The organism is Pseudomonas sp. GD04019, assembly GCF_029837695.1.
In the GTDB taxonomy this organism is placed as follows: Bacteria; Pseudomonadota; Gammaproteobacteria; order Pseudomonadales; family Pseudomonadaceae; genus Aquipseudomonas.
The window spans coordinates 80,481-99,945 of the sequence record NZ_JAOEEA010000002.1 but is presented as its reverse complement, the minus strand read 5'-3'; the positions used below and the strand labels follow the sequence as shown (position 1 = coordinate 99,945).

Annotated in this window: 20 protein-coding genes, 3 tRNA genes and 1 pseudogene; 12 read left to right on the top strand and 12 right to left on the bottom strand. The window is 60.9% G+C overall.

Annotated features, from left to right (window positions below):
- Positions 1-25: 25 nt before the first annotated feature.
- Positions 26-2,377, bottom strand: coding sequence for a DUF1631 domain-containing protein (locus N7607_RS03130; protein WP_279864472.1), 2,352 nt, complete (start codon positions 2,375-2,377; stop codon positions 26-28).
- 306 nt (positions 2,378-2,683) lie between these two features.
- Between N7607_RS03130 and nadC the strand changes: the two genes are divergently transcribed.
- Positions 2,684-3,532, top strand: coding sequence for a carboxylating nicotinate-nucleotide diphosphorylase (gene nadC, locus N7607_RS03125; RefSeq protein ID WP_279864474.1), 849 nt, complete (start codon positions 2,684-2,686; stop codon positions 3,530-3,532).
- A gap of 178 nt (positions 3,533-3,710) precedes the next feature.
- Here the strand turns inward: nadC and N7607_RS03120 are convergent, their stop codons facing one another.
- The 5 genes from N7607_RS03120 to N7607_RS03100 all read right to left on the bottom strand — a co-directional run bounded on the left by N7607_RS03120 (position 3,711) and on the right by N7607_RS03100 (position 7,076).
- Positions 3,711-4,622, bottom strand: coding sequence for an ABC transporter ATP-binding protein (locus N7607_RS03120; RefSeq protein ID WP_279864475.1), 912 nt, complete (start codon positions 4,620-4,622; stop codon positions 3,711-3,713).
- Positions 4,619-5,467, bottom strand: a complete 849-nt coding sequence (locus N7607_RS03115; RefSeq protein ID WP_279864476.1) for a hypothetical protein — start codon at positions 5,465-5,467, stop codon at positions 4,619-4,621. Before N7607_RS03115 ends, N7607_RS03120 begins: the two co-directional genes overlap by 4 nt.
- Positions 5,464-6,273: an ABC transporter permease gene (locus tag N7607_RS03110; RefSeq protein WP_279864477.1), complete on the bottom strand. Its 810-nt coding sequence runs from the start codon at positions 6,271-6,273 to the stop codon at positions 5,464-5,466. The genes N7607_RS03115 and N7607_RS03110 overlap by 4 nt, the downstream gene beginning before the upstream one ends.
- Positions 6,274-6,452: 179 nt before the next feature.
- Positions 6,453-6,878, bottom strand: coding sequence for a hypothetical protein (locus N7607_RS03105; RefSeq protein WP_279864478.1), 426 nt, complete (start codon positions 6,876-6,878; stop codon positions 6,453-6,455).
- A 21-nt stretch (positions 6,879-6,899) separates the two neighbouring features.
- On the bottom strand, positions 6,900-7,076 hold the full coding sequence (locus tag N7607_RS03100) for a prepilin-type N-terminal cleavage/methylation domain-containing protein (protein WP_279864479.1): 177 nt from the start codon (positions 7,074-7,076) through the stop codon (positions 6,900-6,902).
- Positions 7,077-7,325: 249 nt separating this feature from the next.
- Between N7607_RS03100 and pilB the strand changes: the two genes are divergently transcribed.
- From pilB to yacG, 5 genes are read left to right on the top strand one after another with little or no spacing between them, the layout of a single operon-like run.
- Positions 7,326-9,029 carry a type IV-A pilus assembly ATPase PilB gene (gene pilB, locus N7607_RS03095; RefSeq protein WP_279864480.1) on the top strand — a complete coding sequence of 568 codons (1,704 nt, stop codon included), beginning with the start codon at positions 7,326-7,328 and terminating at the stop codon, positions 9,027-9,029.
- Positions 9,030-9,032: 3 nt separating this feature from the next.
- Entirely contained in the window at positions 9,033-10,259 is a 1,227-nt protein-coding gene (locus N7607_RS03090; protein ID WP_279864481.1) for a type II secretion system F family protein, read from the top strand.
- A 3-nt stretch (positions 10,260-10,262) separates the two neighbouring features.
- Positions 10,263-11,132, top strand: coding sequence for an A24 family peptidase (locus tag N7607_RS03085; protein ID WP_279864482.1), 870 nt, complete (start codon positions 10,263-10,265; stop codon positions 11,130-11,132).
- Complete coding sequence (coaE, locus tag N7607_RS03080) at positions 11,129-11,740, top strand: dephospho-CoA kinase (protein WP_279864483.1); 612 nt, start codon at positions 11,129-11,131, stop codon at positions 11,738-11,740. The genes N7607_RS03085 and coaE overlap by 4 nt, the downstream gene beginning before the upstream one ends.
- Positions 11,737-11,931, top strand: coding sequence for a DNA gyrase inhibitor YacG (gene yacG / locus N7607_RS03075; RefSeq protein ID WP_137970913.1), 195 nt, complete (start codon positions 11,737-11,739; stop codon positions 11,929-11,931). The genes coaE and yacG overlap by 4 nt, the downstream gene beginning before the upstream one ends.
- A 15-nt stretch (positions 11,932-11,946) precedes the next feature.
- Here yacG and N7607_RS03070 read toward each other — a convergent pair whose 3' ends face one another.
- The 3 genes from N7607_RS03070 to N7607_RS03060 form a co-directional block, all read right to left on the bottom strand.
- Positions 11,947-12,162, bottom strand: a complete 216-nt coding sequence (locus N7607_RS03070; RefSeq protein ID WP_279864484.1) for a hypothetical protein — start codon at positions 12,160-12,162, stop codon at positions 11,947-11,949.
- A gap of 94 nt (positions 12,163-12,256) precedes the next feature.
- Entirely contained in the window at positions 12,257-12,952 is a 696-nt protein-coding gene (locus N7607_RS03065; protein WP_279864485.1) for an energy-coupling factor ABC transporter permease, read from the bottom strand.
- Positions 12,949-13,398, bottom strand: a complete 450-nt coding sequence (locus N7607_RS03060; protein ID WP_279864565.1) for a GNAT family N-acetyltransferase — start codon at positions 13,396-13,398, stop codon at positions 12,949-12,951. The genes N7607_RS03065 and N7607_RS03060 overlap by 4 nt, the downstream gene beginning before the upstream one ends.
- Before the next feature lie 46 nt (positions 13,399-13,444).
- Here N7607_RS03060 and N7607_RS03055 point away from each other — a divergent pair, with 46 nt between their 5' ends.
- From N7607_RS03055 to N7607_RS03040, 4 genes and pseudogenes are all read left to right on the top strand, one after another.
- A complete protein-coding gene (locus N7607_RS03055; RefSeq protein WP_192399553.1) occupies positions 13,445-14,071 on the top strand; it encodes a DUF1780 domain-containing protein in 627 nt (208 codons plus the stop codon).
- Positions 14,068-14,528 (top strand): annotated as a pseudogene (locus N7607_RS03050) (MOSC domain-containing protein). Before N7607_RS03055 ends, N7607_RS03050 begins: the two are co-directional and overlap by 4 nt.
- A gap of 41 nt (positions 14,529-14,569) precedes the next feature.
- A complete protein-coding gene (locus tag N7607_RS03045) occupies positions 14,570-14,743 on the top strand; it encodes a DUF3094 domain-containing protein (protein ID WP_137970907.1) in 174 nt (57 codons plus the stop codon).
- Positions 14,744-14,803: 60 nt separating this feature from the next.
- Complete coding sequence (locus tag N7607_RS03040) at positions 14,804-16,102, top strand: NAD(P)/FAD-dependent oxidoreductase (RefSeq protein ID WP_279864487.1); 1,299 nt, start codon at positions 14,804-14,806, stop codon at positions 16,100-16,102.
- A gap of 154 nt (positions 16,103-16,256) precedes the next feature.
- Here the strand turns inward: N7607_RS03040 and N7607_RS03035 are convergent.
- The 3 genes from N7607_RS03035 to N7607_RS03025 form a co-directional block, all read right to left on the bottom strand.
- Positions 16,257-16,332, bottom strand: a tRNA-Lys gene (locus tag N7607_RS03035).
- Between the two features lie 5 nt (positions 16,333-16,337).
- A tRNA-Pro gene (locus N7607_RS03030) sits at positions 16,338-16,414 on the bottom strand.
- A 9-nt stretch (positions 16,415-16,423) separates the two neighbouring features.
- Positions 16,424-16,499, bottom strand: a tRNA-Asn gene (locus N7607_RS03025).
- Positions 16,500-16,709: 210 nt separating this feature from the next.
- Here N7607_RS03025 and N7607_RS03020 point away from each other — a divergent pair.
- Together N7607_RS03020 and N7607_RS03015 are read left to right on the top strand one after the other, a co-directional pair.
- Positions 16,710-19,094 (top strand): DUF1631 domain-containing protein, encoded by a 2,385-nt coding sequence (locus N7607_RS03020; RefSeq protein WP_279864488.1) that lies wholly within the window; start codon positions 16,710-16,712, stop codon positions 19,092-19,094.
- Complete coding sequence (locus tag N7607_RS03015) at positions 19,095-19,433, top strand: PilZ domain-containing protein (RefSeq protein ID WP_279864489.1); 339 nt, start codon at positions 19,095-19,097, stop codon at positions 19,431-19,433. It abuts the gene before it with no gap.
- Positions 19,434-19,465: the final 32 nt, after the last annotated feature.

Here is a 19,465-nt window from a genome sequence, read left to right as displayed (position 1 = left end):
GGGCGTTTCATCTAGCCGGTGGCGCTTAGGCGCCCTTGAGCTTGCGCAGGTTGCCGATCACCGACTCCAGCGCCCGGTCGAACAGCAACGCGTCGTCGAGCAGGCGAATGGCGCCGCGGCGGAACTCCACGGCCAGGCCCATGCGGGTCTTCTCCATCACCTTCATGCCGGTACGGTTGACGAAGATGAACTTGCCGGTGGGCTTGATGATGGCCGCCAGCTTGCCGCGCAGCTTGTGCTCCTCGTCCTCCTGGATTTCCACCCAGCTGCCGACGCGCAGGCTGTCCACCTTCTCCAACGCCTCATCGTCATCCGGCAGGCTGGCCTCGGGCTCCTGCGGGCGGCTCTCGCCCGGCGCCAGCAGGACGATTTCCTCGACCACCTCGACCATGGCTGGCGCATCGACTTCAGGCTCCAGCGGCGGCAGCTCCAGCAAAGGACCGGCGCCCAGCTCGACCACGACTTCGGCAGACGCCTCGACGCCCTCCTCGGACTCGACCGTGACCGGAGCCGGAACAGCCTCTGGCTCGACGGTTTCGCGCTTGAAGCGCTGGAAGGCCTGGACATGCACAGCCTCCAGCTTGCTGAAGAATTCGCTGGTGATGAACGGATCGATGGCGGCACTGGACAGGCCATCACGCAGCGACTTGAGCAGGCTCGGCACCAGCTCCAGCAGGCGCAGGCGATCTTCCGGGGACTCGTGGGGCTCGACGCTCCACACCAAGTCGTCCATCACCGTCAGCGCAGCGTCCCACTCGGCGGACTCGGCGCCGTGCTTCAGGCAGGTCAGCTGCAGTACCTTGCTCCAGCCCTCCTGCAGCAGGCGCACCACCACTTCCGGCAGGGTCTTGCCGAGCAGACGCGAGTTCAGAGCCTGCTCCACCTGCTGACGAGCCAACTCGGCCTTGGCACGACCTTCCTCGGCATCGCGGGTGCGCTGCTCCAGCAGCTCGCTGCGACGCTTCTCGTCACCGGTGAAGGCGAGGAACTCGGCCAGCACGTCGGAGAAGATCGCCGGATCATCGGTGAAATCGTTGAGCAGGCGTTGCACCACCTGCTCGATGCGTTGGTACAGGGCATCGCGCTGCTCGTCGCCCTGCGCGCTCCAGCCCAGGGCTGCAGTAGCGATCTCGTTGAGCAGACGGCGGGCCGGGTGACTGCCACGACTGAAGAAGGTCTTGTCCAGCACCGCGACCTTGAGCATCGGAATCTGCAGACGGCCGATCAGCGCCTTGAGCGAATCCGGCAGGGTGCGGTCGTCGAGAATGAACTCGAACAGCATGGCCACCAGGTTGATCACGTCCTCGTCGACTTCACCAACGATGCGCGCCTTGCCACTCTTGGCGCTGGCGCGGGACAACAGGCTTTCCAGCTGGTTGCGCAGGTCGTAGTCATCGCTGACCTGACGACCACCGACCGGGAAATGCTGCTGCATGTGCGAGAGCAGGCGCATCAGGTCGTTGCTGGAGATCGGCACCGCATCGCTCGGGATCTCCCGGCGCGGCAAGGCGCTGGTGCCACGCACCTGGGACAGCAGCTCCTGCAGCGCGCCGAAGACCTCTTGCACGTTTTCGTCGCCGTAGCCACCCGCCGCCGCGGAACCCTGCGCTCCTACGGCTTCGTCGCGCTGCGCGCGGCCGCCGGCTTGCGCCGGTCGGCCCGGCTGGCGGCGGGCCGGCGGAGCGGATTTCAGTTCAGGCAGTACACCGGCCTCGACCAGTTGCTGGTTGGCGTCGGCGAACAGCTGATCGAGATCGCCCAGTACGTATTTTTCGAACAGCTTGAGGATGATCAGCTTGACGCGGATCTCCACTCCCAGACCTTCGCAGGAGCCGAGAAACTGCTCGCAGAGCATGCGTGGCCCTAGGGGATTGGATTTGTCATCGAGCTTCTTGCTGATCACCGCGTTGAGACGTGTAGTCAGGTGCCCCAGCGCAACGCCATCCCGATGCATGACACGGGAGACCATGGCGTCGAGCGCCACGTTCTCTTCCAGGGTGTCGTTGTGCACCAGGCTGAGGGCATCGGAAGAAACGCTATCGAGCACTGGCGCCTTGCCAATCTCGTACTGATTCAGAGTGGCGAAGCTCTCGAAGACTTTCTGCAGGAAGCCGCGCTCGATGCTCTTGCGCTTCAGGCGCAGATCACGCATCGCCTCGAAGAAAGAATTCTGCTCGGCGTTGCTGGTCGCACGGTCAGCCATCTCGAAGAGCGTGTCGTCCGCATTGTCGAACAGCGCCTGCATGGCCTGTTTCAGCTGCTGAGCTGCCTTGTCGCGTACCTGAATAAGGGCCACGGGAAGCCTTCCTGCCGGCGAAGTTGGCGATTGCTCGAGGGCGACCTTGTTCAGGTGCACCACTTTCGCGTCGGTCTTCATGCGAGTCTCCCGCAGGCTGCTTTCAAAACCTGCCTGCATACGATCAGCTGAGGTCATCCGTAACGTCAAAGGCATGGCGTCAAACTTCAATGCCAGCCTGAGTATAGGGGGATGCGAAGCATGACCAAATATCCCCTGTCACAGACATGACCCAGATCACAGACCGCAGAGTTCGAGGTTACGAACGGTCACTATCACTCGACCAACACGCTATCGGTCTAGCAGAAAGCCACGACATTCACCCGGCAACACTGCGCCAGGCGTCGGCTATCCCTATAATCGCGCCACCTGACTACGGAGACCGACATGCCCAATCTGACCCTCGCCGAGCTCGGCGCCGAAATCGAAGCCAACGTGCGCACCGCACTGCGCGAGGATATTGGCAGCGGTGACATCACGGCCCAGCTGATTCCAGCTGAGCGTCTGGCGCGGGCCACCGTGATTACCCGCGAGCCAGCGGTGATCTGCGGCACGGCCTGGGTCGATGCCGTTTTCCGCCAGCTCGACCCGCGCGTCGCCGTGCACTGGCAGGTCGCCGATGGTGACAAGGTGGAAGCCAACCAAGTCCTGTTTCACCTGGAAGGCCCGGCCCGCGCACTGCTCAGCGGCGAGCGCAGCGCCCTGAACTTCCTGCAAACCCTGTCCGCCGTCGCTACCCGTTGCCGTCACTTCGCCGATCTAGTCCAAGGCACCCAAGTGAAGTTGCTCGATACCCGCAAAACCCTGCCCGGCCTGCGCCTGGCGCAGAAGTACGCCGTTACCTGTGGCGGCTGCTATAACCACCGTATCGGCCTGTACGACGCCTTCCTTATTAAGGAAAATCACATCGCAGCCTGTGGCGGCATTGCCCAGGCAGTCGCCGCCGCCCACGGCATCGCCCCCGGCAAGCCCGTGGAAGTCGAAGTGGAAAGCCTGGAGGAACTACAACAAGCGCTGGAGGCAGGGGCAGATATCGTCATGCTCGACGAATTGAGTTTGGAGGACATGCGCCGTGCGGTCGGCATCACGGCTGGACGAGCCAAGCTGGAGGCCTCCGGCGGGATCAACGAGAGCTCTCTGCTTACCATTGCCGAAACCGGCGTGGACTACATCTCCATCGGCATCCTAACCAAGGACGTCAAAGCCACCGATCTGTCGATGCGCTTGAGCCTGTAATCAGGCACACACCAGAACACTAAGCCCCGCATCTGCTGGGCTTTCTTTTTATATGGTGCCAGAGGCAGAAGTCGAACTCGCGACTTTCGCATTATGAATGCGCTGCTCTACCAAGTGAGCCACACCGGCAATCGGTGGGCATTCTGTCGAAAACTATCCACCAAAGCGACACTCAGCCCTACACTTCGGAATTGGGCGCTGACTCTTCGAGAATCTTGAAGAACACGGTTTCCAGCGAAACCGCCGGCTTCACCGTGAGGATATGACCACCAGCTAAATTCAGCCGCGCGACAAACTCTGGCAACTGCGACTGAGCGACCTCCCGCACGAACTCCCCCTCACGTAAACGCTTGGCCTGTAGCTCGAAGCCTTCCACAGCATTGAAGCGTACCAGCAGGGTATCAGCGCGGTCGGCCACCAACTCGCGCGGCGAGCGCACCGTTAGCAGCTCACCTTTATTGATAAAGCCAAAGCGGTCGGCGATGCGCTCGACATCGTGCAGCACATGGGAGGTAAAGAAGATGGCACCGCCCCCATGTTTGTATTCGTTAAGAATTTCGACAACGTCCTTGCGACCGACGGGGTCGAGACCAGAAAGCGGCTCATCGAGAATTAATAGTTTGGGCTGCACAACCATGGCATGAGCCAACGCCACACGCTGAACATTACCTTTAGACAACTCTCGAATCTTACGCTTAGCGTTCTCCGCAACGGAAAAGCGCTCCAGCCATTGCATGCACTGGGCATCGGCGTTCCGCCGCCCGACCCCGTACATGCTCAACGCCATGCGTAAGATTTCTAAAGGGGTGAACTGTTCATACAGCGCCGGCGACTCCGGTACATAGGCAATACCCTCACGCGCTCTGGGATTGCGCGAAGAAATACCATAGAGGGTCACCTCGCCCGAATAATCGTTAATTAGATCAAGCATAACTTTGATAGTGGTCGACTTGCCGGCCCCATTGGGACCGACAAAACCGAACACTTCGCCTTCAGTAAGGCGGAGGCTAACCTCGTGCAACGCCCGAACCGACTTGCCCTTGGAGTGAAAGACCTTGCTGACGCCGAGAAACTCCAGTGCCGCACTCAAGGCTGCTCCTCCATACCGGCAATCTTCATCCTCTTCAAGATGACGCGCCCGTCAATCAACTCGTAACCCAGGCGCAGCGGATCCTCCGGAATGGCCTCAAGCAACCCAGAGTCGACCAACTGCTGGAGATTGATCAGCAAGCCCCCTCCCGCCTCAAAGCGCCTTTGCGCATCGCGTAGCGTTACCAGCCCTTGTAGGCGCACCACGCGCTTGTCCAACATCTGTTGCAGCTTGGGGTCGTCACGCGCCGCATCACGCTGCGTGGTCAGATAATCCAGAGCAAGGCTCTCATCGACAAAGCTTTCAGCTTGCAGCATAACTGCCAGCTTGCGAAAGCCAGCCGCATTGCCGGTCGCGCGCTGGGCCGCCAACTCCAAGGCACGGCTAGCCTCGTCAATATCTTTGTTGAAGAACGCCTGGTTGAAGCCGTAAAAAAATGCCGGCAGCTCGTCCCAAAAACGGCAGCTCATAGCCCGCCGCAGCACCTCAGTACCCTCGCGATCCGCCCCCCCCCAGGTCAGCAAACCATTAGCTAAGTAATAGTTATCTTCATGACAAGGATTGAGCTCAGCAACCTCGTGCTGGGCACGAGTCAGATAGCCAGTATCCGCTTGCCCCCAGTCCACACCAGTGGCCGCCAGACGCTTAGCCTCCAAATTGGCAGCAAGAAAACGATCCCCGCCAAACAATAACAACAACACCGGCGCGGCAACCACCACTCGCCCCTCAACTACCGGAGGTTCTGGCACAGGAGTATTAGCGCGCCACTGCGATGCTGCAGAAAACACAACAAAGCCAAGGAGTGCCAATAGCAGATCCGAATTACGATAGCTCAACATAATCATACGAAACGCTTATGCTGCAAGGCCCACAACGCTAATGCCAGCAACGAGCCAGCATACCCCAAACAGCTCAGCAGCAACCAAATCCAGTCGGCGGGGAGAAATTCCACCTTACCGTAAAGCGCCAGCATGCGCACATCCAGCGCACCTAGATCCGGCATAAAATAGCCCAGCACTCCGAGGCTAGCTCGGTATCCATCGGCGCCATTGACCAGCCCAGTATTCTTGCCAAGCAGCTCAAGGATGGCCCCATAGGAACGCGCGACCAACATAAAACCGAAGGTACCAATCAAAACAAAACTAGGAGTCGAAGCGACCACCGACAGCAAAGTTGCCAACGTGATTAGCACCAGCAGATCAAGTGCGATGAAAAAGATAACGATAGCAAAGGGTTGCCCCAACCCTATCGACGCGGCTTGCGGATAGAAACCACTAATGAATTTTACAAGACCAATCAATAACAACCCCAACACTAGCAACTGAACCAAGATCAGCACCAAAATTGCGGCAAAACGACCGAGCAGAAGACGACTGCGCGACCGAGGGTACGTGAGAGAGTTAAGATAATACCGCTTATCGAACTCGCGCGATAAAAGCTCTTGCACCAACAGAACAATCATCAGCGGCAACAGCAGCCGTATAGTGGAAAAGCCCACATCCAGAGCAACGGTAGCGGGCTGGCGACCACCAAAATAGGCAGACAATAACGTAGCGACCAGCACCACCAATAACAAACCAGACGCCATCAAGGCAAATTTCGCCCTAAAAGCCAAACGCAATGCAATTATAAAATCATTAAAAAAATACATATCTATAACAATAGAAATTAATGATAGAAATAAAATAAATCAATTAAAAAAACACACCCCTAAACATCAAAAATACGAACCCCACTACATCCGAATAGAGGCCTCACCAACACTTCGCCTAAAACAAAGAGGAGGACCAACTTCGTCCCCCTCCTTAACATTCAGAACACTCGCCAATATTACGGCGTTACTGCGGGCAGGTTCTCAACGCGACCGGCATTAGTTTCTGCTGTGGCAGCAGTGCAATCACCGCCACCAGGGTATTGACTGATTACAGTACCAGCCAGAGTACTTGCAGTCGGCATAGCGGGACCAGTAACAGGAGCAGGTGCAGTAGTGCAGACTGGAGGAGTTGCAGTGTCACAGGTAGTCACATCAACAGTACGAGTCGTCCTGCGACCACCAGTATGGCAGGCCGAGATAGCAATTGCGTTGGCATTGCATTGAACGCCAGCCTGAACGCCATTGGTCAAGTTGACAGCCACATCCTCGTTGAGCAGGTCGCAATCCTGCATGGTTACGGCCTCACCAGAGTTATCAATCTGCACAGCAGACGCCAAACCAGACACCATAAGACCCGCAAGGATCAAAGAAATCTTTTTCATTCTCACATCTCCCAGAACTAGTTAGCGCAGCGACGAGATAATAGCGGTGATGCCGTTTTTGGTGTCAGCAACGGCAGAGGTATCATTAGCACGCTGGCGATACTCGTTGAACTGCGGAATGGCGATGGCAGCCAGGATGCCGATGATCGCGATCACGATCATCAGCTCGATCAGGGTAAAGCCCTTTTGCTTTTGCATTATTTTCGCTCCTGTTGATTGAAGGTCAGCGACCCGATTTCAATGAAGCAGCATGCATGCCAACTCTTCACTACCACCTCTCACTCCACCTCACCAAGGGAGGAGAGACACTCGCAAGGCATTTATCGAATCAGAAACACTTGCGATTCAGCAAAAAATGACATTTTTTGTCATCTGCCCCAGCAGCGTTTGGCAGCCAAACTGATCTAGGCTATAAGAGCCGCATTTATCAACCATCGAATCCTATACATGAACGAGCCATTGCCCGCCCTAACAGGCCTCGCCAAACAATTGGTGCTAGCTGAACTACTCGACGAGCGAGCCGCCCAGCAGGCGCACCAACAAGCGCAGCGCAACAATCTTTCGCTCGTCACCTATCTAGTACAGAACAAACTCCTCAAGAGCGCCCAACTCGTCGAAGTGGCCGCAGAGCAATTCGGCGTCCCTTACTTCAACCTAGCCTCGTTCGACAAAGAGACCCAACCTCGCGATCTGATCAGCGAGAAGCTATGCCGTCAGCATCGCATACTCCCCCTTTTCCGACGCGGCAATAAGCTGTTTATTGCCATCTCCGACCCAACCAACCATCAGGCCGTTACCGATGTGCAGTTCAGCACAGGCCTCAGCACCGAGTCGTTATTGGTAGAGGACGATAAGCTGGGCGACGCCTTAGAGAAATTCTTCGATAGCGGCTCCAGCGGCATGGAGGACCTTGGGGACGTTGATTTAGAAGGTCTCGATGTCGAGGCCATGACCGATGATAAAGAGGAGACAGGAGGCAACGAGGCTGACGATGCTCCTGTGGTTCGCTTTGTTAACAAGATGCTGCTGGATGCCATAAAGGGAGGCTCGTCCGACCTTCATTTCGAGCCTTATGAGAAAAACTACCGAGTACGCTTCCGCACCGACGGCATTTTGCATGAAGTAGCGCGTCCACCGATCCAACTCGCCAGTCGCATTGGCGCTCGATTGAAGGTAATGGCCGCCCTGGACATCTCCGAACGGCGCAAGCCGCAAGATGGCCGAATCAAGATGAAGATATCCAAGACCAAGTCCATCGACTTTCGGGTCAATACACTCCCGACACTTTGGGGTGAGAAGATAGTGATGCGGATTCTCGACCCCAGCAGCGCACAGATGGGTATCGACGCGCTGGGCTACGAGGAGGAGCAGAAAGAACTCTACATGACGGCACTCAAGCAACCGCAAGGTATGATTCTGGTCACAGGGCCGACCGGCTCCGGCAAAACGGTGTCTCTCTACACCGGCCTGAATATTCTCAATACAGTGGACGTAAACATCTCCACCGCAGAAGACCCAGTCGAGATTAACCTCGAAGGCATCAACCAGGTCAACGTCAACCCCAAGCAAGGTATGGATTTCACCCAAGCTCTACGCGCCTTCTTGCGACAAGATCCAGACATCATCATGGTAGGTGAAATCCGCGACCTGGACACCGCCTCCATTGCAGTGAAAGCTGCCCAGACCGGGCACATGGTAATGTCGACCCTCCACACCAATAGCGCAGCAGAGACACTGACTCGCCTACGCAATATGGGCGTGCCCTCCTTCAACATAGCCACTTCAGTCAACCTGATTATCGCTCAGCGCCTGGCACGCAAGCTGTGCGGAAGCTGCAAGAAGGAAGTGGCTATACCACGCGACACCTTACTGAGCGAAGGATTCCCGGCAGATAAAGTCGGCACCCTCAAGATTTACGGCCCGGTAGGCTGCGAAAACTGCAAAGGTGGTTACAAAGGGCGCGTCGGTATTTATGAAGTAGTTAAAGTAACGGCTGCACTGCAACGCATTATCATGGAGGAAGGAAACTCTATCGACATCTCCGCGCAGATGCGCAAAGACGGCTTCAATGACCTACGAACCTCGGGCTTGGTGAAAGCGATGCAAGGTGTCACCAGCCTCGAGGAAGTGAACCGCGTGACCAAGGACTAACCCATGGCGGAAAAAGCGCTACAACAAAGTGTCTTCAAATGGGAAGGCACCAATAAGAAAGGTGCTAAGGTCAAAGGCGAATTGCCTGGCCAAAATCCGGCGCTAGTCAAGGCTCAGCTGCGCAAGCAGGGAATCAACCCCACCAAAGTCAGCAAGAAGGGTAAGGATCTTTTCGGTGGCGGTGGCGGCAAGAAGATCAAGCCCATCGACATAGCCCTCTTCACCCGCCAGATGGCCACTATGATGAAGGCTGGAGTTCCCCTCCTGCAATCCTTCGATATTATCGGTGACGGCTTCGAAAAGCCCAAGATGCGTAAGCTGATCGACGAGGTAAAACAAGAGGTTGCCGCAGGCAACAGCTTCGCCTCGTCGCTGCGCAAGAAGCCGCTTTACTTTGACGATCTCTACTGCAACCTTGTGGAAGCAGGTGAACAGGCTGGCGCACTGGAAACTCTGCTCGACCGCATCGCCACCTATAAGGAAAAAACCGAGGCACTGAAAGCCAAAATCAAGAAGGCTATGAACTATCCGATCGCAGTGATTGTGGTCGCTATAATCGTTACAGCAATTTTGCTCATCAAGGTTGTCCCGCAGTTCGAGGCCGTTTTTCAAGGGTTTGGCGCTGAACTCCCAGCCTTTACACAGGTGGTAGTGAACCTCTCCCGCAACCTGCAGGAATGGTGGTTTATCTATTTTGGGGTTATCGCTGGAGCAATTTTCGCTTTTGGCGAGTCTCACAAGCGCTCAGAAAAATTCAGGGACGCTTTCGACCGAGCTATACTCAAGGCTCCGATTGTTGGCGATATCCTATACAAAGCCACGGTAGCTAGATTCGCGCGCACCCTTGCTACGACTTTTTCGGCTGGGGTTCCACTGGTCGAAGCTCTGGACTCCGTGGCAGGTGCCGCTGGCAATGTTGTCTTCCGCAACGCAGTTGCCTCAATCAAGCAAGATGTTTCCTCGGGGACGCAACTGAACTTCTCGATGCGCACCACAGGCGTATTTCCAGCGCTTGCCATTCAGATGACGGCGATTGGCGAAGAGTCCGGCGCCTTGGACGAAATGCTCGACAAAGTTGCCTCCTATTACGAGGCAGAAGTTGATAACGCGGTGGATGGCCTAACGGCCTTGATGGAGCCAATGATCATGGCCGTGCTCGGCGTGCTAGTTGGCGGCCTCATCATCGCCATGTACCTACCGATTTTCCAACTGGGCGCGGTTGTAGGTTAAGCCATGCCTTTCGACTTCCTGGCCGGCAATTTGCCGACCTTTATTTTACCCGCAGTCCTGCTCGGCCTACTAATAGGCAGCTTCCTCAATGTGGTGATCTACCGCCTTCCAGTCATGATGCAGCGCGACTGGCGCCAGCAGGCACGGGAGATTCTTGAATTACCCGAGGAGCCCAAGCAGGAAATCTTCAACCTGCTCCTGCCAAACTCCTGCTGCCCAAACTGCGGCCATCAGATTCGCCCCTGGGAGAACATCCCGGTAGTCAGCTACCTGCTCCTGCGCGGCAAGTGCTCTGGCTGCAAGACCCCCATCAGCAAGCGCTATCCGCTGATCGAACTGGCTTGCGGCCTGCTCTCGGGCTATGTGGCATTCCACTACGGCTTCGGCTGGCAGGCAGCTGGAGTGCTGGTGCTGACCTGGGGCCTGCTGGCGATGAGCATGATCGACTGCGATCACCAGCTGCTGCCAGATGCTCTGGTGCTGCCGCTGCTGTGGCTGGGCCTGATCGCCAACCTCTTTGGTGTTTTCACCAGCCTGGAGGACGCCCTGTGGGGCGCCGTCGCCGGCTATCTGAGCCTGTGGTCGGTGTACTGGCTGTTCAAGCTGCTGACTGGCAAGGAAGGCATGGGTTACGGCGATTTCAAGCTGCTGGCCATGCTGGGCGCCTGGGGTGGCTGGCAGATTCTGCCGCTGACCATCCTGCTCTCCTCGCTGGTCGGCGCCGTGCTCGGGGTGATCATGCTGCGTTTGCGCAACCAGGAAACCAGCACACCCATCCCCTTCGGCCCCTATCTGGCCATTGCCGGCTGGATCGCATTGCTCTGGGGTGATCAAATAACCGGAACCTATCTGCACTTCGCCGGTTTTAGATGAGCAAACCCTGGATTCTCGGCCTCACGGGCGGCATCGGTAGCGGCAAGAGCGCCGTCGCCCAGCACTTCATCGACCTCGGCGTACACCTGGTGGACGCCGATCACGCAGCCCGCTGGGTAGTCGAGCCGGGGCGTCCTGCCCTGGCGACGATTGTCGAGCGCTTCGGCGCGCAGGTACTGCAGGCCGACGGCACGCTGGATCGCACAGCTCTGCGCCATCTGGTGTTTCAGGACGAGCAACAACGCCGCTGGCTTGAAGGCTTGCTGCACCCCCTGATATTCCAGGAGATCAACCAGCACTTGGCGCGCGCCGAATCGCCCTACGCCATTCTGGTGTCGCCACTGCTGGTAGAGTCCGGCCAGCACCGCATGACCCAGCGCGTGCTGGTGGTCGATGCGCCCGAACATCTACAACTGCAACGCAGCATGCTGCGCGACAGCAGCTCCGAAGAGCAGATCCGCGCCATCCTCAAGGCGCAGACCAGCCGCGAAGAGCGCCTGCGTCACGCCGACGACGTGCTGATCAACGACCGCGACCTGGCCTGGCTACAGAGCGAGGTTGAACGCCTACACCATTTCTACCTGACCCTGCGCGGAGGCCAACCATGAGCACCACAGTGGAATGTCCGACCTGCGGAGCACCCGTGGAATGGGGGCCGCAGAGCCCCAACCGTCCGTTCTGCAGCGAACGCTGCAAGCTGATCGACCTCGGTGCCTGGGCGTCGGAGAGCCACGCCATTCCCGGCGACTCCCTGGAGGACTCGCCATTCTCCGACGACCTGCCACCGCGCGAGCACTGATCACACCGCCGCCCATCACGGCCGCATAAAGGCGTAGTCACGCTCCGGATCCAGATTGTCGGCGAGAAACTGCAGCTCCTGCGCCAGATCGGCCACCTCGCGCTCCAGGCGATTCAGTTCCACCGCCTCGCTGAGCAGCGCCCGCAGACTCAGCAACGGGTCGAAGCCCTGCCTCTGCGCCTGCTGCAGGCTGCTCTCCAGCTCCCGCCGCGCCCATGCGTGCACACCCATGATCCCGCCCTCCCGCGCCATTTCCCCCAGCATGGCGGCAGGGTGAGCCGCGAGCGTTGATCCAGATCAGCTGCGCTAGCGAGATAAACCGCGCTTATGGACGGCGATCCGTATCGTCGCCCTTCCACGGCGCCGCCAGGTAACGGGTGCGATTGAAGGTCTCCAGCCAGTCCGGATAGAACACCACCAGCCCGGTGATCAGCATGCCGTTGATAAAGGCCTCGGGGAACATCACCAGCCACAGGTAGCCAATGAAGTCCTCCAGCCAGGGCGGCATGACGTACAGGCCGTCATGCCAGAGCAGCCCCAACCCGCCGAGCAGACAGACCAGCGCTGTCAGCGCGGCGGGAAAGAAGCCGCAGCAGAAGATATAGACGAACAGATTGCGCGGCTGGCGCCGTTCCACCAGCACGGCAAAGGTTTCGGCGATGGCCACCGGCACAGCCACCAGCAGCAGGCCATTGACGCCCAGGGCCGCCCAGTCCAGGCGCCCCAGCGCCAGCAAGCCCAGTTGCGCGGCAAAGCCGCAGAGCAGCGCCAGCGGCCAGTCCAGCAGCAGGGTCACGGCGGTCATGCCGATAAAGTGAAAGGACAGCCCCGAGGCGAAGTCGCGACGCACCAGCCAAAACAGAAACAGCGCCAGCATCGTGCCGAACAGCAGGTGCTGGCGGCGCTGGTCGCTGAACAGCTCGACCCAGGGCGCGCGCCATAGCGCCCACAACAGCACCAGGGCGTAACTCAGCCAGCCGAGCCACAGGCTGGCCGGCAACAACAGCTCGGCGGCAATCATGATGCGCTCCCGGTCGAGAACACCTGGATATCCGTGCGTGCACTCCAGCCCTGCTGCGCCTGCCAGAAATCCAGAGCCTCAGGCGCATCGCGCAGCACGAAGACGTGGGACTTGCCCACGCCGAGCGCCCCCAGCCTGGCCAGCACCTCGTCCAGCAGCGCCCTGGCCAGGCCGCGACCACGCCAGTGAGCATCGACCACCAGATGCTGCAGATAGCCACGGCGACCGTCGTGGCCCGCCAGCAGACAGGCGATGGGCGTGCCGTCGGCCTCGATCAGCAGACTCAGCTCGGGATTGCGCGCCAGATAGCGGCAGAACGGCTCGTAGGCATCCTCGGGGCGAACACGGATGCCCGGCGTGCGCTGCCACAGCGCGAGCAATGCGGCGTGGTCGGCGGGGAGGATGGCGCGTATCTGCATGGCGGTTTCCGTGGCTGCTCGGCGCAGTCTACCGCGCCCGGGCGCGTCTGGCTTTTACGCTATGCTGCGGCCTATGGACGACTCCGACTACCTGCGCCTGCTCACACGCCAGGCGGAACAGGCCAACGAATTCCTCTCCAATGCACGCAAATGGGAGCGCGAGCGCTGGGTCTGCCAGCGTTTGCTGACGGCGCTCAACCTGCGCCACCGGCAGGACGAGTTCGCCACCGGCCAGGAACCGCCGGACGTGCTGTTCCGCGGCGCCAACTTCGAGGTGTTCTTCGTACTCGATCGTGATCGCCGCCTCAATGACGAGTGGCGCGAGGAGTTGCAGCGCCGCCGCAGCGCCCTGTCCCTCAGCCAGCTGCTGCGCCGCGAGGCGCGCCCACGGCGTATTCCGGCCAGCGAACTGCAGGCGCGCCTGGCGCCGACCCTACGCAAGAAGGCGCACAACTATGGCGAACGTGGCCTCGAACCGGGCGAACTGGACCTGCTCGCCTACGTCAGCCTCAAGCGCGAGGTGCTGGACCTCAACAGCCCCTTCCCGCCACCCAGCGAATACCTGCGCCAGGGCTGGCGCTCGCTGTCTCTGGTCGGCCCCAACTACGCCCGGGTGCTGTTCGCCCACCGCGACGCGCCGGACTTCCTGCGCCACAACCTGGGCCGCACCGTGCTGTTCGACGTCGGTATCAGCCTGTGAGCGAACTGCTGGAGCTGCTCGCCCCTGTGCGCCAGTGCGGCCGCGGGCGCTGGCTCGGCGTACGCCCGCAGGCGAGCGGCGCGATGCTCGAACCCGAGGCCGGCGAGGCCAGGCGCGAAGCCGGCCTGACCGGCGATCACGCCCGCCCCGGGCCACGCAACGCACGTCAGGTGACGCGGATCCAGTGGGAACACCTGGCAGTGGTCAGCGCGCTACTGGAACGCGAGATCACTCCGGCCGATCTGCGCCGCAATATCGCCGTCGCCGGCATCAATCTGTTCAGCCTCAAGGGCCGGCGCTTTGGCATCGGTCAGGCACTGCTGGAAACCACCGGTTGGTGCCAGCGCCTCGGCCTGGGCACTTTCCAGGCCATGCGGGGCATGGCGGGATCACCGCGCGGGTGATCGAAGGCGGCATCATCCACCTGGACGATCAAGTGCGCGTTGAGCCGGCATGAGGGACATGCCTAGAATGGGCACATTCTTCGAGAGGATCGCCATGAGCAGCCGTCTCAGCCCGGAAGACCAGCAACGCGTCGAGCAATACCTCAGCGCTCCGCAGCATCAGGTGGAGCGCCAGCCGTTCCGCCCCTGGCGTCTTCTGTTGATCGTCATCGCCCTGACGATCGGCCTCGGCCTCCTCTCCCGCCTGCTCGTCGGACTGGCGCTATGAGCCGCATCGCGCTCGCCCAGTCGGGCCTACCGATTTCCTTAAGCCTTGTGAGATATCCCCATGACTCATCGCATCGTGATCGTCGGCGGCGGCGCCGGCGGCCTGGAGCTTGCTACCCGCCTGGGTAGAACCCTGGGCAAACGCAAACAGGCCAGCATCGTGCTGGTCGACGCCAACCTCACCCATATCTGGAAACCGCTGCTGCATGAGGTGGCCGCCGGCTCGCTGAACTCCTCCGAGGACGAGCTGAACTACGTGGCCCAGGGCAAATGGAACCACTTCGAGTTCCAGCTCGGACGCATGAGCGGTCTGGACCGTGCGCGCAAGGTGATCCGCCTCGCCGCCACCCTGGACGAGGACGGCGGCGAGCTGCTGGCCGAACGCGAGCTGACCTACGACAGCCTGGTGATCGCCGTTGGCAGCACCACCAATGACTTCGGCACGCCCGGCGCCGCCGAGCACTGCATCTTCCTCGACACCCGCGAGCAGGCCGAGCGCTTCCATCGGCAGATGCTCAGCCACTACCTGCGCGCCCACGCCGGCAAGAGCGACGACGGCCGCATCAGCGTGGCCATCGTCGGCGCCGGCGCGACCGGTGTGGAGCTGGCCGCCGAGCTGCACCATGCCGCGCACGAACTGGCCGCCTACGGCCTGGATCGCATCCAGCCACAGAACATGCGCATCACCCTGATCGAGGCCGGCCCGCGCGTGCTGCCGGCACTGCCGGAGCGCATCAGCGGCCCGGTACACAAGACCCTGGAGAAGCTCGGCGTCACCGTGCTGACCGGCACCGCGGTGAGCCAGGTGACCGCCGAAGCACTGCTCACCGCCCAGGGCATGGAGGTTCCCGCCAGCCTCAAGGTGTGGGCCGCCGGCATCCGTGCGCCGGCCTTTCTCAAGGACCTGGACGGCCTGGAGAGCAACCGCATCAACCAGTTGCTGGTGCGACCAACCCTGCAGACCACCCTGGACGACAACATCTTCGCCTTCGGCGACTGCGCCGCCTGCCCGCTCGGCGACGGCAGCGAACGCACCATCCCACCGCGCGCCCAGGCCGCTCATCAGCAGGCCTCGCTGCTGGCCAAGGCGCTCAAGCTGCGCCTGGACGGCCAGGCCCTGCCGGAATTCCGCTACCGCGATTACGGCTCGCTGATCTCGCTGTCGCGCTTCTCCGCCGTAGGCAATCTGATGGGCAACCTGATGGGCAGCGTCAAGCTGGAGGGCTGGCTGGCGCGGATGTTCTACGTGTCGCTGTACCGCATGCACCAGATGGCGCTGTATGGCGTGCTGCGCACCGCCCTGCTGATGCTCGGCGACCGCATCGGCCGCAGCACCGAGCCACGCCTGAAGCTGCACTAGAAGGAATCGGGGCGGTTCGCCGCCCCTTTTCTGAAGACAACAAAAAATCGCCTGGAGCGATTTTTGACGCCGTCCAACGGACGACGGCCCGAAGGGTTGCCGCCATGGATGGCAGGCAACAAAAAGCCCGCACTAGGCGGGCTTATTGTTTAAATGGTGGGTCGTGTAGGATTCGAACCTACGACCAATTGGTTAAAAGCCAACTGCTCTACCGACTGAGCTAACGACCCAAAAATGGTCGGGGTAGGGGGATTCGAACTCCCGACATCTTGCTCCCAAAGCAAGCGCGCTACCGGACTGCGCTATACCCCGATAGGAAGTTGGCTCCGCGACCTGGACTCGAACCAGGGACCCAATGATTAACAGTCATTTGCTCTACCGACTGAGCTATCGCGGAACTACGGTCTTCCCACCTCTTCCACCGGACCGGCCAGGCCGATTCCCGTCTCAGAGGCGCGCCATTTTACGGCCCAGAATGCTTATGTCAACCCTGATAGCGAGTTATTTCATCCGCACCGCCACCGGCAATAAAAGGCTACTCTATTGCTAGAAACATGTTTGAGATCACAGCGATAGCCGCGACCTGGCTATCGCCCCAGGACGCCGCATGAGCTCGCAGGACCTCCCACCACCCCAGATTCCCGGCGTCGCCAGCCGCGCCATCCAGCCCCGCTTTGGCGAGCTGGTCCAGGATTGCCGCAAGCTGGTGATGAACAACCTGGCCGAACACCTGACGGGGCTGTTCGCACAGGTCGACGACACGCTCTTCGAAGGCGCCGAAAAGGCCGAGAACAACAAGGTGCAGAGCCTGTTCTTCGATGCCATGCGCGACCTGCGCAAGCTGCGCCCGCAGATCGAGCGCAGCTACCACCAGCGCGTCGCACAGAACTTCGCCGACTTTCTCGACGGCAAACTCAAGGCCAAGGCTCAAGGGGGGGACGCGGATAGCGAAAACCTGAGCCTGATGCAGAACGAGGAATACGAGGAAAGCCTGCAGGTGACCAACATGGTCAGCAAGGTCAAGGCGCGCAGCAGCCGCGCCCTGTTCGCCCTGGAACAGCGCCTGGCCCTGCTCAACAACGGCCAGAAGCTGGTCGAGGATGCCAACCCCTTCGGCCCCCAGGCCCTGGCCGAGGCCTTCCGTGAGGCGTTGACACCCCATCCGCTGCCGCTGCGGATCAAGGTCATCCTCTACATGCTGTTCGACCGGCACGTGATGCAGGGCCTGGATACGCTGTACGAGATGCTCAACCAGCGCCTGATCCACGCCGGCATCCTGCCCAACCTCAAGTTCACCGCCCAACGCTCGCCCTCCGCGAGCCCGCCCAGTCGCCCGGCGGAGGGCGGTACAACCGTGGCAGCAGCCCAGGCACCAGCGGGCACGGTACCAGCTCCCGCCTTCGCACCTCCGGGGGCTAACCAGGCCGGCGCGGTGCAGACCACCTATGCCGCCGCACCGATCATCCAGGCCCCGGCGGATCTCAGCGCCCCGCCGCCGCAGGACCCCGGCCAGTTGCTCGGCGGCCTGGCCGCCCTGCTCAGCGAGCGCCGCCAGCAGGACCTCGACGCACCGCTGCCGGGCGGCACCCGCAGCATCGCCAGTTTCGCCCCACGCACGGCCACCAGCACCTACAGCGCCGGCGAGTTGCTCGAAGCGCTCACGCGCCTGCAGCAGCAGTCCGCCAGCACTCTGACCCAGCGCCTGCAGGGCCCGCAGCCGGTAGAGGACATCAAGGTCAATCTGCAGCAGCAGTTGGAGTCCCTCAGCAGCCTGCCGGGCCAGCAGAAACTGGCCGATCAGGAAGCCGACGTGATCGACCTGGTGGGCATGCTGTTCGACTTCATCCTCGACGACGACAACCTGCCGCACAGCTGCAAGACCGCTCTCTCCCACCTGCACACGCCCTATCTGAAGGTGGCGCTGCAGGACAAGGCGCTGTTCACCCAGCACCACCACCCGGCGCGGCGCCTGCTCAACACCATGGCCCAGGCCGGCGTGCTCTATGGCGGCGAAGGTGACGAACGCGGCCTGCTGGCGAAGATCCATTGGGTGGTGGAGCGGGTGATCCACGGCTTCACCGGCGACCTGCTGCTGTTCGACAACCTGCTGGAGGAATTCAACGAGTTCGTCACCACCCTCAAGCACAAGGTCGAGCTGCGCGAGAAACGCGCGGTGGAGGCTGCCAAAGGTCGCGACCGCCTGCTCGGCGCGCGCCAGCAGGCGGTCGCGGTGATCCAGAACGTGCTGCGCGACCGTCAGTTGCCCAGCGTGATCCACAACTTCCTCGAACTGACCTGGGCCGACGTACTGGTCTTCGTCCTGCTGCGCCATGGCGAGCGCAGCGCCGAATGGCAGCGCGCCGGCGAGGTGGCCGAGCAACTGGCCTGGAGCGGCACGCCGCTGGACGCCGATGGCCGCAGCCGCCTGCAGAATCTGCGCGTCACCCTGCTGGACGAGCTGCGCAAGGGCCTGGAGCTGCTCGGCGGCTACCACGAGGACGGCATTCGCCGCCTGCTGCAGGACATAGTTGCCTGCCAGCACGCGGTGCAGGCGCAGCAGCCGCAGCTGGCCGCGCAGATCAAGAGCCAGCTGCAGGAAAGCCCGCTGGGCGCCATGCTCGGCGAGGACGCGGTGCTGGCCGAGCCGGTCAAGCGCGAGGGCCAGCTGACGGCACGCGCCCAGGCGCTGATCAAGGAACTGCAGCAGCTGGAGTTCGGCACTTGGTTCGAGTTCGTCCAGGGCAAGGACACCCTGACCCTCAAGCTGTCCTGGTTCAGCCCGACCACCCACAACTACATGTTCGTCGACCACAGCGGCCAGCGGGTGGCGGTCAAGCCGATCCGCCAGTTGGCCAACGAAATGGAACAGGGCCTGGCGCGCATCGTCGCACCGGAACGCAGCGCGCCACTGGTGGATCGCGCCCTGGGCGCCATCTATCGCGTTCTGCAGCGCTTCACCGGGCGCGCCAACGAAGTCGGACAAGGAGCCTGAATGGACGATCGTCGCCAGCACAGCCGCCACACCACGCAACTGGGCATCGATGTTCTCGACCTGCACAGCGGCCGCCGCCTGGGCCGCATCGTCGACCTTTCCGAGGACGGCTTCATGCTGGCCAGCGAGGCTCCGCCGGAGGCCGACTCGGTCTGGGAGTGCCGCCTGGTGCTGGACCAGCCCCTGGACGGCATCCATGAAGTGCGCGTGGGCGCCGACTGCCTGTGGAGCCGCGCCGGCGAGGCCGGGCATAGCGGCTGGTGCGGCTTCCATATCATCGACCTGGCCGACGACCAGGTCGGCCCCCTGGCGCTGCTGTTGCGCCACCTGCAGGTCTGAACGAAAAAGCCCCGGTCTCCCGGGGCTTTTTT

Excerpts from the sequence above, each read along its gene's own strand:
- N7607_RS03130 (WP_279864472.1), bottom strand. The coding sequence starts at position 2,377 with ATGAAGACCGACGCGAAAGTGGTGCACCTGAACAAGGTCGCCCTCGAG.
- nadC (WP_279864474.1), top strand. The coding sequence starts at position 2,684 with ATGCCCAATCTGACCCTCGCCGAGCTCGGCGCCGAAATCGAAGCCAAC.
- N7607_RS03115 (WP_279864476.1), bottom strand. The coding sequence starts at position 5,467 with ATGATTATGTTGAGCTATCGTAATTCGGATCTGCTATTGGCACTCCTT.
- N7607_RS03110 (WP_279864477.1), bottom strand. The coding sequence starts at position 6,273 with ATGTATTTTTTTAATGATTTTATAATTGCATTGCGTTTGGCTTTTAGG.
- N7607_RS03105 (WP_279864478.1), bottom strand. The coding sequence starts at position 6,878 with ATGAAAAAGATTTCTTTGATCCTTGCGGGTCTTATGGTGTCTGGTTTG.
- N7607_RS03100 (WP_279864479.1), bottom strand. The coding sequence starts at position 7,076 with ATGCAAAAGCAAAAGGGCTTTACCCTGATCGAGCTGATGATCGTGATC.
- pilB (WP_279864480.1), top strand. The coding sequence starts at position 7,326 with ATGAACGAGCCATTGCCCGCCCTAACAGGCCTCGCCAAACAATTGGTG.
- N7607_RS03090 (WP_279864481.1), top strand. The coding sequence starts at position 9,033 with ATGGCGGAAAAAGCGCTACAACAAAGTGTCTTCAAATGGGAAGGCACC.
- N7607_RS03085 (WP_279864482.1), top strand. The coding sequence starts at position 10,263 with ATGCCTTTCGACTTCCTGGCCGGCAATTTGCCGACCTTTATTTTACCC.
- coaE (WP_279864483.1), top strand. The coding sequence starts at position 11,129 with ATGAGCAAACCCTGGATTCTCGGCCTCACGGGCGGCATCGGTAGCGGC.
- yacG (WP_137970913.1), top strand. The coding sequence starts at position 11,737 with ATGAGCACCACAGTGGAATGTCCGACCTGCGGAGCACCCGTGGAATGG.
- N7607_RS03070 (WP_279864484.1), bottom strand. The coding sequence starts at position 12,162 with ATGGGTGTGCACGCATGGGCGCGGCGGGAGCTGGAGAGCAGCCTGCAG.
- N7607_RS03065 (WP_279864485.1), bottom strand. The coding sequence starts at position 12,952 with ATGATTGCCGCCGAGCTGTTGTTGCCGGCCAGCCTGTGGCTCGGCTGG.
- N7607_RS03055 (WP_192399553.1), top strand. The coding sequence starts at position 13,445 with ATGGACGACTCCGACTACCTGCGCCTGCTCACACGCCAGGCGGAACAG.
- N7607_RS03045 (WP_137970907.1), top strand. The coding sequence starts at position 14,570 with ATGAGCAGCCGTCTCAGCCCGGAAGACCAGCAACGCGTCGAGCAATAC.
- N7607_RS03040 (WP_279864487.1), top strand. The coding sequence starts at position 14,804 with ATGACTCATCGCATCGTGATCGTCGGCGGCGGCGCCGGCGGCCTGGAG.
- N7607_RS03020 (WP_279864488.1), top strand. The coding sequence starts at position 16,710 with ATGAGCTCGCAGGACCTCCCACCACCCCAGATTCCCGGCGTCGCCAGC.
- N7607_RS03015 (WP_279864489.1), top strand. The coding sequence starts at position 19,095 with ATGGACGATCGTCGCCAGCACAGCCGCCACACCACGCAACTGGGCATC.